At 60.4% G+C, this 13,007-nt stretch carries 13 protein-coding genes and 1 riboswitch; of the genes, 6 read left to right on the top strand and 7 right to left on the bottom strand.

The features are described from left to right. Window positions 1-44 precede the first annotated feature (44 nt). Complete coding sequence (locus tag ACN0RV_RS12000) at window positions 45-950, bottom strand: manganese-dependent inorganic pyrophosphatase (RefSeq protein WP_417347833.1); 906 nt, start codon at window positions 948-950, stop codon at window positions 45-47. A 398-nt stretch (window positions 951-1,348) separates the two neighbouring features. Between ACN0RV_RS12000 and ACN0RV_RS11995 the strand changes: the two genes are divergently transcribed. Then, entirely contained in the window at window positions 1,349-1,501 is a 153-nt protein-coding gene (locus ACN0RV_RS11995; protein WP_417347832.1) for a hypothetical protein, read from the top strand. Here the strand turns inward: ACN0RV_RS11995 and ACN0RV_RS11990 are convergent. Further along, complete coding sequence (locus ACN0RV_RS11990) at window positions 1,478-2,419, bottom strand: YeiH family protein (RefSeq protein WP_417347831.1); 942 nt, start codon at window positions 2,417-2,419, stop codon at window positions 1,478-1,480. The two genes, ACN0RV_RS11995 and ACN0RV_RS11990, sit on opposite strands and share 24 nt — an antisense overlap. A gap of 254 nt (window positions 2,420-2,673) precedes the next feature. After that, window positions 2,674-2,872, top strand: a riboswitch (Lysine riboswitch). 92 nt (window positions 2,873-2,964) lie between these two features. On the opposite strand from ACN0RV_RS11990, the gene ACN0RV_RS11985 reads away from it, so the two are divergent. From ACN0RV_RS11985 to ACN0RV_RS11975, 3 genes are all read left to right on the top strand, one after another. Continuing rightward, entirely contained in the window at window positions 2,965-4,551 is a 1,587-nt protein-coding gene (locus tag ACN0RV_RS11985) for a Na+/H+ antiporter NhaC family protein (protein ID WP_417347830.1), read from the top strand. Window position 4,552: 1 nt separating this feature from the next. Then, window positions 4,553-5,800: a diaminopimelate decarboxylase gene (lysA, locus tag ACN0RV_RS11980; protein ID WP_417347829.1), complete on the top strand. Its 1,248-nt coding sequence runs from the start codon at window positions 4,553-4,555 to the stop codon at window positions 5,798-5,800. Window positions 5,801-5,992: 192 nt separating this feature from the next. After that, complete coding sequence (locus tag ACN0RV_RS11975) at window positions 5,993-7,069, top strand: alkene reductase (protein WP_417347828.1); 1,077 nt, start codon at window positions 5,993-5,995, stop codon at window positions 7,067-7,069. A gap of 46 nt (window positions 7,070-7,115) precedes the next feature. On the opposite strand, the gene nadE is transcribed toward ACN0RV_RS11975, so the two are convergent. Together nadE and ACN0RV_RS11965 are read right to left on the bottom strand one after the other, a co-directional pair. After that, window positions 7,116-7,946, bottom strand: a complete 831-nt coding sequence (gene nadE / locus ACN0RV_RS11970) for an ammonia-dependent NAD(+) synthetase (RefSeq protein WP_417347827.1) — start codon at window positions 7,944-7,946, stop codon at window positions 7,116-7,118. Window positions 7,947-8,195: 249 nt separating this feature from the next. Continuing rightward, window positions 8,196-9,101, bottom strand: coding sequence for a LysR substrate-binding domain-containing protein (locus ACN0RV_RS11965; RefSeq protein ID WP_417347826.1), 906 nt, complete (start codon window positions 9,099-9,101; stop codon window positions 8,196-8,198). A gap of 221 nt (window positions 9,102-9,322) precedes the next feature. Between ACN0RV_RS11965 and ACN0RV_RS11960 the strand changes: the two genes are divergently transcribed. Beyond that, the gene (locus tag ACN0RV_RS11960) at window positions 9,323-9,826 is read left to right on the top strand and encodes a CBS domain-containing protein (RefSeq protein WP_417347825.1); all 504 of its coding nucleotides are present in this window, start codon (window positions 9,323-9,325) and stop codon (window positions 9,824-9,826) included. 6 nt (window positions 9,827-9,832) lie between these two features. Here ACN0RV_RS11960 and ACN0RV_RS11955 read toward each other — a convergent pair whose 3' ends face one another. Beyond that, a complete protein-coding gene (locus ACN0RV_RS11955) occupies window positions 9,833-10,141 on the bottom strand; it encodes an NGG1p interacting factor NIF3 (RefSeq protein ID WP_417347824.1) in 309 nt (102 codons plus the stop codon). A gap of 73 nt (window positions 10,142-10,214) precedes the next feature. Here ACN0RV_RS11955 and ACN0RV_RS11950 point away from each other — a divergent pair, with 73 nt between their 5' ends. Further along, a complete protein-coding gene (locus ACN0RV_RS11950) occupies window positions 10,215-11,186 on the top strand; it encodes an alpha/beta hydrolase (protein WP_417347823.1) in 972 nt (323 codons plus the stop codon). A 293-nt stretch (window positions 11,187-11,479) separates the two neighbouring features. Here the strand turns inward: ACN0RV_RS11950 and nrfD are convergent, their stop codons facing one another. Together nrfD and ACN0RV_RS11940 are read right to left on the bottom strand one after the other, a co-directional pair. Then, complete coding sequence (gene nrfD, locus ACN0RV_RS11945) at window positions 11,480-12,427, bottom strand: NrfD/PsrC family molybdoenzyme membrane anchor subunit (protein WP_417347822.1); 948 nt, start codon at window positions 12,425-12,427, stop codon at window positions 11,480-11,482. After that, on the bottom strand, window positions 12,424-12,996 hold the full coding sequence (locus ACN0RV_RS11940) for a 4Fe-4S dicluster domain-containing protein (protein ID WP_417347821.1): 573 nt from the start codon (window positions 12,994-12,996) through the stop codon (window positions 12,424-12,426). Before ACN0RV_RS11940 ends, nrfD begins: the two co-directional genes overlap by 4 nt. Window positions 12,997-13,007 lie beyond the last annotated feature (11 nt).

The following is a 13,007-nucleotide window of genomic DNA, read 5'->3' as shown; positions in this document are numbered from 1 at the left end:
TAAAAAAACCGGCCTGATGGCCGGTTTTCTGTTTTTGGGTCGGCTTAGCCGGCCAGCACCTGGGTAACCCAGGGCAGCATCTGCTTCTTGCGGCTCAGGAAGCCGGCGAAGGTCAGGCTGTCGCCGTTGGCAGCCTTGAGGGTGTCGGCCAGAGGGCCGGCAACCAGCAGACGGGTCTCCTCGGAGCGGATGTTGGTCAGCATCAGTGCCGCCAGATCCAGGCCCTTGTCGGCCACACGCTGGTTCATCACCGCCTGCATCTCTTCGAGAGCGTGCTCCACCTGACCATAGTCGGCCAGCTCCAGCTGACCCAGGGTGGTGGACTTACCGGCGATCTCGTAGTTCTTCACGTCCTTGTCCAGCAGTGCTTCGGTGGACAGGCCTTCGACATTGGTCTTGGCAGCCAGCAGGTCGGCCAGGAAGGACTCCACATTCACACCGGCCAGAGGGGCCAGCAGCTCGACGATTTCGGCGTCGCGGTCGGTGGTGGTGGGGGACTTCAGGCCTACGGTGTCACTCAGCAGGGCACCCAGCATCAGGCGGGCGATGGGCTGGGTGATCTCAACTTGATGGATGGCGAACAGCTCGAACAGCACGGAGGCGGAGGAACCCAGAGGCATCAGCCAGGCTTCCAGAGGCGCGGCGCTGGTCAGGGTGCCCAGGCGGTGGTGATCGACGATGCCCACCAGGTCGGCGTCGTTGATGTCATCTGGGGCTTGCTCAGCTTCGCTGAAGTCCACCAGGTATACCTGCTCGCCTTTCAGAGGCTTCTCCAGCAGCGGAGGCAGTTCAGCACCGGCGAAATCGAAGATGAACTGAGTCTCACGGCTGACTTCACCCAGGCGGAAAGGGGTGGCGTCTTTGCCACGGGCGGTCAGCCAGTGGGCGGCAATCACGGCAGAGCTGACGCAATCGCTGTCAGGGCTCTTATGGCCAAATACGTTGATCATTTGGGGATCCTTTTAACTACTTCGGCCCCACAGCGGGCCAGTTCCGGACAGAGAGGCGGCTACTATAAAAATCCCCGCCAGGTGTGTAAAGCCCGGTGGCGGATTAAAGCTAGGACTCCCTGAATTTGGGGCCGGTAAAGATGCGTTTTGGCTCGCCGCATTCCAGGTTGTGGTGAGCCTGATGACGTAAGGCCCCCTTTCTACTTGGACTACGGACTGGCGCTGAGGCTGAACATGTTGGAGGGCTGGCTGGTTTCAAGCCGAAGATCGGCTTCGGCACGTAGTTATTAATATTTAGTTTTATATAGCTTTTGGGAATATAACAGTCGAAATGGCGTTTGATGGCTGCTGGCCTGGATACCATGATGATCCCCTGAAAATGCGCAGAGGATTGGGTAATGAGACAGGGGGCATTGTGGTTGCTGTTGCCGCTGATGGCGGTGGTGGCCCTGACCACGGAAGGGATGATCAGGGCGACACTGGAGCTGCTGGGCTTCGTTGCTGTGCTCGCAGTGGTGCTGGGTGCCTCAGGCGAGAAGGTAGAGGAGTGACACCGAACTGATGGCCAGCCACAGGCCCACTCCCAACATCAGCGGTTTTGGTCCCGCCTCTCTCAGTCGGCGGGCAGTGATGCCGCAACCAATCAGGAACAGACAGACCACCAGCAGGCGTTTGCTGGCCCAGAAGACCCCCTCCCATACCGGCGCCATCTGCGGCAGCAGATGGGCCACACCTATGGCCACACAGTAGTAGAGAATGAACATCGGCACACTGAGTTTGCGGCTTTGACTGCGGAAGGCCAGGGCACTGAGGAAGGCCACCGGGATGATCCACAGGGCCCGTGCCAGCTTCAGGGTGGTGGCGGTGATCAGCGCCTGATCCCCGTAGGCTCCGGCGGCCCCCACCACTGAGGAGGTGTCGTGGATGGCGATGGCACTCCAGATGCCGAACTGCTCCTGGCTCAGCCCCACCAGATGGCCGATTACGGGAAACAGGAACAGGGCGACGGAGTTGAGCACGAACACGGTCGCCAGGGCCAGGGAGACCTGTTTGCTGTCGGCGTCGATGGCAGGGGCCACCGCCGCAATGGCACTGCCGCCACAGATGGCGGTGCCCGATGCGATCAGGTGACCGGTCTTACTGTCCAGTTTCAGTGCCCGGGCCATCAGGGTGCCCAGGGCCAGGGTTCCGAAGATGGTGACGACGATGATGCCCAGACCCGCCCGGGTGGCTTCGATGGCCTGATCCAACTGAATGCCGAAACCCAGGCCGACGATGGAGAAGGCCAGGAGCTTCTTGGCCAGGGCGCCGGTGTTCACCCCCTTGGGGATGGCGCCCAGGCTGGCGGCCACTATGCCCAACACCAAGGCCATGGGAGAACTGATCACCGGCAGCAGGCAGACCAGGGCAGTCAGCCAGAACAGGGCGTGCAGGGGCCGGGAGAACAGTTTTGGGCTTGGGTGTGACATCAACGGGCTCTCGTCTGTGAAAGGCGCTCAGTATAAGGGGATGACCAAACGGTGACGAGATCCCGATCACGCTTTTTGCCCTGCCTGATGCTCAATCTGCCCAGGAAGCCGGGATGTAACCTCCTCTGGCTAAAAGTGACTGTTTTGTGGGTTTTGGGCGGGAAACTGGTCTAAATGCCGGTTTCTTAACTTTTTACTGGCGTTCGAAACAGATTCTGTTATAGGCTGTAACACACAGATCGTTACCCGCACTGGGTAACAGTAGAGGCGCATCGCCTATCAGTATCTCGAATTAGGGTGACACCCGATGAGGTCGAGAGAAAGGAGTCGATGCCGAAGTGGCAGGGGCGTCATCCCCGGTCGCTGGGGCTGTATCTAACAGGTGCAGCACTGCCATGGTAAATCCCAAACGGATATTGGGGATTGAATTTACTGTGGAGCGCTACTGAAGGACGTCGTCACCCCTTTTCTCTCCCGTGGGTGGCGTCCGTGGCACATCGCCACTGTCAGCAGCCTCCATCGTACTTATAAGACAAAGAGAAACGATGGCTTTAATCAGTTACGCCGATTCGGCACTTTCTATTCTGCCTCCCGTGGCCGCCATTGGCCTGGCAATTGTAACTCGCAGAGTGTTGCTCTCCCTGGGTCTGGGGATTCTTCTGGGAATCATCATGCTGGCGGATTTTGCTCCCTCGGTGGTCCTGTCTGAACTGACCTCCCGAGCCAGCGGCCTGGTGTGGGACGGTGACGGCTTCGCCAGCTGGAACCTGTATACCCTGGGCTTTTTGATGACCATGGGGATCCTGATGGCGCTGATCTCCGTATCCGGCGGTACCCGGGCCTTTGCCCGTTGGGCCCGTCGCCGCATCCGTGACCGTCGCGATGCCCAGCTGATGACCCTGTTCCTTGGGGCGGTGATCTTCATCGATGACTATTTCAATGCCCTGCTGGTGGGCAACGTCGCCCGGCCGGTGACCGATCAATACGGCATCTCCCGGGAAAAGCTGGCTTACTGCATCGACTCCACCTCTGCGCCTGTGTGTGTCGTCTCCCCCATCTCCACCTGGGGGGCTTACATCATGTCCTTGCTGGCGGCTCTGCTGGCCAGCCATGGGCTGACCGAGATGACTGCCTTGTCACTGTTTGCCCAGATGATCCCCTTCAACCTCTATGCCCTGACCGCCCTGGCCCTGCTGCTCTGCGTGGTCTACTTCCGCCTGGATATCGGCCCCATGGCGGCGGCGGAGCGCCGGGCCCAGGCCGGAGAGCTCTGGGATGCACAAAAGGGTACCCCTGCCGGAGAAGATTTGGGGCTGGAGCAGGCCCGTAGCGGCACCGTGCTGAATCTGGCAGGTCCATTGGTGCTGCTGGTGAGCCTGGTGGTGGGTTTGATGTTGTTCTCCGGCGACATGGCGCTGGAGGCCGTCGGCGAACCCTTCGCCCTGATTGCTGCCCTGGAGAATGCCGACGGTGCCTGGTCCATGGCGACCGCAGGCAGCATCACCATAGTGATCACCGCTCTGGGGATGATTGCCCAAGGGGTATCTCCGGCGCTGATTGGCCGCGCCATCATCAAGGGGATGCACTCCATGCTGCCTGCGGTCTACATCCTGTTGATGGCCTGGAGCATCGCCGGGGTCATTGCCGACCTGGAAACCGGCAAGTACCTGGCGGGTCTGGCGTCTGAAAGCCTGCCTCAGCCTCTGCTGCCGGCCTTGGTGTTCTTGATCTCCGCCGCCGCGGCGTTCTCCACCGGCACCAGCTACGGCACCTTCGCCATCATGTTGCCCATTGCCGCCAACATGGCGCTGGCCCTGGAGCCCTCCTTGTTGGTGCCTGCCCTGTCTGCGGCTCTGGCCGGAGGGGTATTTGGCGATCACTGCTCCCCCATCTCCGACACCACCATCCTCTCCTCCACTGGCTCCGCCTGCCATCACATGGATCACGTGGCCACTCAGCTGCCCTATGCGGTGATGGCTGCGGGTCTGGCCCTGGCAGGTTATCTGGTACTGGGCTTTACTGGCTCTGTGGCCGCCGGATTGCTGATCAGCTGTCTGGGCCTGATGGTTCTGGTGGGGCTGCTGCGCCGCCGGGAGGGTGGAGAGAACCACTACCAAACTGAAAGGGCTTGATATGGACTACTTCAACTACAGAGACGGACAGCTGATGGCAGAGTCGGTTTCGGTGTCCGAGGCCGCCGAGCGTTTCGGTACGCCATGTTACCTCTACTCCCGGGCCACCATCGAGCGCCACTGGCACGCCTTCAGCGATGCCATGGGTGGGCGGGATAACCTCATCTGTTATGCGGTGAAGGCCAACTCCAATCTGGCCATCCTCAACCTGATGGCCCGCATGGGGTCAGGTTTCGATATTGTGTCCGGCGGTGAGCTGGCCCGGGTGCTTCAGGCCGGAGGCGATCCCGCCAAGGTGGTGTTCTCCGGAGTGGGGAAAACCGAAACCGAGATGCGCCAGGCGCTGGAAGCGGGCATTCTCTGCTTCAACGTGGAGTCTGAATCTGAGCTGGAGCGCCTGGATAGGGTGGCTGGCGAGATGGGGCTTCAGGCCCCGGTGTCTCTGAGGATCAACCCCGACATCGATGCCAACAGCCACCCCTACATCTCCACTGGGTTGAAGCAGAACAAATTCGGTATTCCCTGGGAGCGCGCGGTGGCGGTCTATCGCCGGGCCGATGAGCTGCCCAACCTCAAGGTGACCGGCATGGATTGCCACATCGGCTCCCAGCTGACCGAGGCCCGCCCCTTCGTGGAAGCCCTGGAGCGCCTGCTGGGGCTGATGGACCAGTTGGCAGAGCAGGGCATTGAGCTGGAACATCTGGACCTCGGCGGTGGCCTTGGGGTGCCCTATACCGACGAGACGCCGCCCAGCCCCGCCGAGTACGTGAAGGCGCTGTTGCCCAGCCTGGGCGACCGTCGGCTTAAGCTGATCCTGGAGCCTGGGCGGGCGATCATGGCCAACGCCGGCATTCTGGTGACCAAGGTGGAGTACCTGAAACAGGGCGAAGAGCGCGATTTTGCCATCGTCGATGCCGCCATGAACGACCTGCTCAGGCCCAGCCTCTATGGTGCCAGCCAGCAGATAGTGCCCGTGATTCCCCGTCCGGACGAGGAGCGAATCTACGACATCGTCGGCCCGGTGTGCGAAACCGGCGATTTTCTCGGTAAGGAGCGCCATCTGGCGCTGGCCGAAGGAGACCTGCTGGCGGTGCGTGGTGCCGGTGCCTACGGCTTTACCATGGCGTCCAACTACAACAGTCGCCCCAGGGTGGCCGAGGTGATGGTGGACAACGAGCAGTTGCACCTGATTCGTGAGCGGGAACCCCTGGAGCTGCTGTGGCAGGGGGAGCACACCCTGCCAGTCTGAGGCTGACCCTAAGAGCCCGCTTCTGCGGGCTTTGTGTCGAACCCCTCCCGCTTAGATCGTGTGCCCCCCTGTTCGAACCAGTGGGGTGATGGTACCGTTCTCCTGGTTTTTTCCCGGACGCGCCGCGACATCGTCAGGGTCACCGCAGATGACGGAGCGCCGCTGCACCCACCCTCACCAAGGAGTACATGGATGATATTTACCCCCCTCATGCTGGGAAGCCTCCCGCTGGCCAACCGCTTTGTCATGGCTCCCATGACTCGCGCCCGCACCGACCAGCCCGGAGACAGGCCAAGCGAGCTGATGATGAAGTACTATGGCCAGCGGGCCGGCGCAGGGCTGATCATCACCGAGGGGGCGCCCATCTCCACCGTGGCCCGAGGTTACTCGCTAACCCCGGGGATCTACACTCAGGCACAGATCGATGGCTGGAAGCGGGTGACCGATGAGGTGCACGCCAAAGGCGGAAAGATCTTCATCCAGCTTTGGCATGTGGGGCGCCGCTCCCACGCCAGCATTGCCGGCGAGCAGCCGGTGTCACCCTCAGCGCTGAAGGTGCCAGACCGGGTATATGGGCCGCTTCCGCAAGGGGGATTTGGCATGATCGAGACCGGTGAGCCGCGAGCCATGACCCAGGAGGACATCGACGCCACCATCGCCGATTTCACCCAGGCTGCTGTAAATGCCATGGAAGCCGGATTCGACGGTGTGGAGCTCCATGGTGCCCATGGCTACCTGCTGGAGCAGTTTTTGTGTCGCTCCAGCAACCAACGCAGTGACCGCTATGGTGGCGGTCAGGAGAACCGACAGCGCTTTCTGTTGGAAGTGATCAAGGCGGTGACCGCGGCGATCGGCGCAGAGCGAACTGCCCTGCGCCTCTCCCCCTACGTCGGCGGAAGTGGCGGGCTGGATCCGGAGCTCCCGGAGCTGACCCTCAAGCTGGCGGCGGCGTTAGCCCCCCTGGGGCTGGCCTATCTGCACTTGTCCGAGGGCGGCGGCAACGGTATGCCGGACAGCTTCCGTGAGCAGCTGCGAGAACGTTACTCACGGCCGATCATGGTGGCCGGCAACTACACCCTGGAGAGTGGTCAGGCGATGCTAAGCAGGGGGCTCGCGGATCTGATCGCCTTCGGCCAGCCCTTTATCACCAATCCGGATTTGGTTCGTCGCTGCCGGGAGGGGCTGGCGCTGACACCGGTGGACGATGCCGCTCAAGCCACCTTTTATGGCGGTGGCGCCGAAGGGTATACCGATTACCCCATCGCCTGAGTGGATGAGGCACATCAAAAAGCCCGCTTTCGCGGGCTTTTCTGTATCAATCGTAAATGGTGGGAATCGGTTGGCGCTTGTGTTGGGTGGCCTTGTAGATGCCGATGATGCGGGCTTCCACCTCCGCTGCCACCTGTTTGCCCTCGAGGAAGTCGTCAATCTGGTCATAGGTCAGTCCCAGGGCCACTTCATCTTCCAGGCCGGGACGGTCGCACTCCAGATCGGCGGTGGGCGCCTTGACCACCAGGCGCTCCGGGGCTCCCAGGTAGCTGGCCATCTGCCGGACCTGGCGTTTGTTCAGGCCGAAGATCGGCACCAGGTCACAGGCACCATCGCCATGTTTGGTGTAGAAGCCAGTGACGTTTTCGGCGCTGTGATCGGTGCCGGCCACCAGGCCGCCTACCAGGCCGGCGATCTCATATTGGGCCACCATGCGCATCCGGGCTTTGACGTTGCCCTTGGCAAAGTCCACCTTGTCTTCGCTGGGCAGCTCGATGCCGGCTGCGGTGACCGCGGCCAGGGTTTCGGCGTGAATGCCGTTGGCACCGGCCTTGATGTTCACTTCCACCTGCTTGCTGGGCTGGATAAAGCGGCAGGCCATCTGCGCCTCATCTTCATCTTTCTGTATGTCGTAGGGCAGGCGCACAGCGATAAAGCGATACTCCGGGGTTTCCTTGCCCTGGTTAAGGCCATCAACCGCCAGCTGACACAGCCGTCCGGTGACGCTGGAGTCCACACCGCCACTGATCCCGAGAACGATGTTCTTACATCCTGATTCCCTGAGTTTCCCCTGGATAAAGGCGACTCGGCGCTGAACCTCAAACTCAGGTTCGATGGCCGCAAGTACTTTCATCTCTCGTAGGATCTGTCCTTTCACTGTGTGCTCCGTTGGCAGGCTGGTAGTAGCTAGATAATTTAACATTGCCACCCCGGGGGTGAAAGATCAGTGCCGCGGTAAATGGGGGATTTCAGCATGAACTTGAACGCGGCTCTGTTTCCCGCAGCTCAAGTGCGGATTGTTGGGCGCTGTCGCCCATTTTCAAGATGACTTGGTGTGACGCTGATCACAAAGGTGGGCGGCACCACATCAGCAAAATTGATGCGCCTTATCAAGGGTTTTACTGAGTTATCGGGCGCTGGGCAGGCGCGAGAGCAGCTGTTTGGCCTCATGACGGATGCACTCACGGACCGGGTTGTCTGCGGAATCGGCACGCCAGACGAAGGAGAGGGTTCGGGTCATGTCCAGTCCGGGCACCTCCAGCGCCACCAGTTCGCCGCTCTCCAGTTGGGCGGCCACGTCCAGATAGGGCAGGCAGCTCAGGTAGTAGCCCTTGGTCACCATGGTGCGCAGCACAGGCACGTGTTCATATTCACGCCAGACATCCAGCTCTGAGACCAGTCCATGGATGGCGCTGTCGAAGATGCGCCGGGTGCCGGCTCCCTGCTCACGCAGGACCCACTTGGCCTGCTCCAGCTGGGCGGCGCTGATCTGCTTCTGGCGGGCAAAGGGGTGGTGCTTGGCGGCGATGATCACCAAGTGGTCGTCGCACCACACCTCGTGACAGATGCGGCTGTCGTCGCAGCGTCCCTCAATGATGCCGATGTCGTACTGGTAACTGAGGACGCCTTCGATCACCTTCTGGGTGTTGTTTACCGTCAGCTCGATGCGGATCTCGGGAAAATCGCCGTCGATGCGGCTGATGAGCTCCGGAACCAGGTGCTCGGCGGCAGTCTGACTGGCGCCGAGTTGGATCTCGCCGCTGATCAGGTGCTGGTCATAGAGGCCCAGTTCAATCTGGCGGGCATCGTGCAGCAGCTGTTTGGCTCGTGGGCGCAGCCAGTTGCCCCAGTGACTGAGGACCATGCGTTTGCCCTGGCGCTCAAACAGGGGTCTGCCCAGAGATTTCTCAAGCTGAGACAGGGACATGCTGGTGGCCGACTGAGTCAAAGAGAGGGTCTGAGCGGCCTTACTGACACTGCCGAGGTCGGCAACGGCATTGAATACCGCCAGCTGCTTGAGAGAGAAACGCACCTTGATGGCTCCGGTTCGAAGTTAGTCCAGTTCAGAAAGCATTGAACCACAGTTAACTGGCTTTATAAATTTCACTGAATAAAACTGGAGGTCACATCAATAAATTCCTCCACATGAGAGCTAATATGTGGGAAAACAAGAGTTAATAGAAAGAGATTTGTCGTAAAGGAAGCGGCGCCCTGGCAGGGAGTTGCGGTGCCGCCAGCAACAGGAGGTGCCCTATGTCCCAATCTCTGACTGTCGCCAATGTGATGCACGAGCCTGAAGTCGTGCTCCATCCCGATACCGATGCCGGGGATGCCCTGGATAAGCTGATGGAGGCCCGCCTCGGTGCTGCCCCGGTTATCGATGCCCATGGTCGGCTGGTGGGTGTGCTCAGTGAGCATGATCTATTGCTGGATCTGTGGCTCCACGATTACCAGCCAGAGCAGTGTGCCCAGGTGTGCGAGTTGATGCAGCGTAAGGTGACCGTATTGACGCCGAAAGATGATCTGCTGGCCCTGGCAGAGCGCATCTGCGTGGACCCTAATACCCTCTACCCCATCGATGGCAATGGCAGTGCCGTCACCCTGAGCAACATGCCTTTGAAGGAGCGAGCTCGTGAGGGGCGCTCCTGGCACCCCCGTCACTTTCCCGTGGTGGACAATGGTCACCTGGTGGGGATGGTAAGCCGCAGGGATCTTGTGGGAGCGCTGCGCCACCTCTATCGCAGAGCCGCCCACTGAGTGGGATCAGGTTTCGATGCTGAGCACCTGATACGCCGGGGTCTCATAGGGGTGGGCTCGTTTCAGTGCCGAGATCACTTCGGTCTGCAGTGAGGCCTGGAACACCAGCTCCACCTTGTATTCCTCTTCCCGGTGAACCTGCTCACCACTGTGTACATAGGGATCGGCCCCCTCCAGGGGCCGGAACTGGCCTGTGCCACTGGTGTACCAGCAGCAGCTGTCGTAGTTGCCGATGCGTCCGGCTCCGGCATGGAACAGCGCTTCCAGCACTGACTCAAGGTGAGGCTTGGGAACGTAAAACTCCAGTTTCTTCATTGTCTTTCTCGCTGTGGGGTATCTTGATACTTTAGCGTAAAGCACACGCCAGGGGAGCAATGAGATGTCAGGCATGACGCTGAGAATTGTGGCGACCTTCATTGGTGGCTATCTGATGGTGGCCGGATTGCTGGTTATCTTGGGCACGCCCTCTTCACCTGATACCGAAGGAGAGTCCCTGGCCTTTGATGAGCTCAGGCTGGACGACGCTGCCCTGCCTGGGTTGCAGAGCTTTGACGCCAGAGATGGCACCACACTCAGCTATAGGCATTACCCTGCAGACTCCGACCTGGTACTGGTGCTGTTGCACGGCTCAGGCTGGCACAGCCGCTACCTCTATCCCTTGGCCCGCTATCTGAGTGACAGTGGCATTGTCCAGGTGGTCACCCCAGACCTTCGTGGCCACGGGGACTGGCCCATGCGCCGTGGAGACATCGATTATGTGAATCAACTGGAGGATGATCTGGCGGACCTGCTGGCGGCGATCCGCAAGCACCAGCCGGGGGCCAGGGTGATTCTCGGGGGGCACTCCTCCGGCGGTGGCCTGGCGATTCGCTTTGCCGGGAGCCAGTATGGCGTCCTGGTGGACGGCTATTTGCTGCTGGCGCCCTTTTTAAGGTACGACGCACCAACGGTTCGGCCCAACTCCGGCGGTTGGGCTCGCCCCTATACCGCGAGAATCATTGGACTGAGCATGTTGCAGAGGCTGGGCATTGATCGGTTGTCTCATCTGCCGGCCATCGCGTTCGATATGCCTGAGCCCTATCGTGATGGCACTGAAACCCTGACCTACTCCTACCGGTTGATGATCGGTTTTGCCCCCAGAGATTACCGACAGGATCTGGCCGCCATCACTCAGCCCACCCTGCTGCTGGTGGGCAGTGAAGATGAAGCCTTTGTTGCCGAGCAGTTCCAGCCTACCCTGGCGCCCCTGGTCGAAGCGAAGATTGAGGTCCTGCCCGGCCTCAGCCACATGGGGGTAGTGGTGTCCGAGGACGTTCGGCCAGTGGTCGATGCTTGGCTTAGACAGCTTTTGACTCCTTAGTTGTTTACCAATATTGCTCTGTCCTGATGGGCGTCTCTGCTCGTTTTGGTGGCGGCCGTTCTGCTCTCCCGGATGGGCTTCTGAGCGCTGTTTATGCTGGGTGTCTCTACCTTTATGGTGTCCGGGAGCCTGATTTTTTTCTGTGCACTACCAGAGGGTGTCGGTACTGGAGCCTGGGGGCCGTCGTTGAGATTCGGCCTGTCCACGGCCTGTCTATCCTCAGGCAGCGCTCCCGGTACGGATACAAAAAAGGGGAGGCTCACGCCTCCCCTTTGCTTATGCAAGGATGAAGATTAACTGGTGTACATCTGGCCGGCGTAGACCACGAAGTGACGCAGGGCGAGTACGCCGATGATGGTGCAGCTGGCCACAGTCACCAGGAAGGGTTTGCTGTGTTTCCAGGATTTGGGGGCGAAGACGCTGGAGAGTACGGGGACCCCCAGGCCAATGCCGACCACACCAACCCAGAATACCTGGGCCCAGGTACCGTCACTGATGGCTGCCAGGGCGGCCTGGGCCGCGGGGCCGGAGAAGTTCAGGCCGACGAACAGCAGCACCAGCAGCATCGCTTCGTTGAAGGCAACCGGGTACTCGATGCGGTGCACCTGTTCGATGCAGTCCGAGGACTTCTTACTGAAGAACAGGGTGGCCACCAGAATGTTACCCGCGGAGCCTACGCTCAGAGAGGAGGCGAGGAACAGACCGGGCAGAACCGCGGTGTTCAAAATTGGGTAGCTGATCAGGGCCGACAGCAGGAAGCCTGTGTAGACACCGACGCCGATGGCCAGGGCGAAGATCAACTTGTTCAGGCCACCTTCGATGGCACGGAACACGCCCATGATCCCCTTGAGTGACGGCATGGCCGACACCAGGGACTTCTCAAACACCAGGGCGGAGTAGATGAACACCAGTGGGATGTAGGCCAGCAGCAGCAACACACCCCAAGCCATCACCGAAGTGAGGTTGTAGTTGATGAGAATCAGATAAAACTCAAAGGGTTTTGTCAGATCCAGTACCAGCAGTGCCATGCCCACCACAATGGCCAGCGGACCGATAACGGCGGAGGCCTTGATGACCGGCAAGCCGTCAACGGGCAGGCCGCGGCTCTGCTTGTACCAGCGCAGGCCGATGGCTACCAGCATGGAGCCGGCGGAGAGTCCGGCCATAAACAGGTAGACCGCGATGATCCAGTTCCACACTACCGGATCGTATTGTTCCATGGATCCCCAGAGTACATTCATGCGTTGATCCCTCCCTTCTTGCCGGGAATGCGGTACACACGGGGTTTGGTACCCAGGTGGACCTTGTCTTGATAGTTAGGCTGGGTGTCCAGCAGACGGCTCACTTCACTGCTTGGGTCGGCGGCGTCGCCGAAAACCAGGGCATCGGTGGGGCAGACGCTGACACAGGCTGGTTGTTCACCTCGGGACAGACGGGTGTCCTTACAGAAGTTGCACTTGTCCGGAACCCGGGTTTCCGGGTTGATGAAGCGCACCTTGTAGGGACAGGCGGCGATGCAGTACTGGCAGCCGACGCACTTCTTGTCGTTGATGGTGATGATGCCATCGTCGCCCACGTAGGCGGCACCGGTGGGGCACACCTTGACGCAGGGAGCGTCTTCACACTGCTGACAGGATACGCGGTGGTACTTGTACGCCAGGTTGGGGAAGTTGCCCACCGGGCCTTCGATGCGCACCTGCAGGCGGGTCACCGAGTCAGGGATGCTGTTCTCACTGCGGCAGGCCACGTTGCAGGCCTGGCAGCCGATGCACTTGTTCTCGTCGTGCACCATTACATAGCGTTTTTTCATGACCATCTCCG

The sequence above is a fragment of the Ferrimonas sp. genome, assembly GCF_048263965.1.
In the GTDB taxonomy this organism is placed as follows: Bacteria; Pseudomonadota; Gammaproteobacteria; order Enterobacterales; family Shewanellaceae; genus Ferrimonas.
Note: the sequence above shows the minus strand (reverse complement) of the source record. Positions and strands in the feature narration are given on the sequence as shown.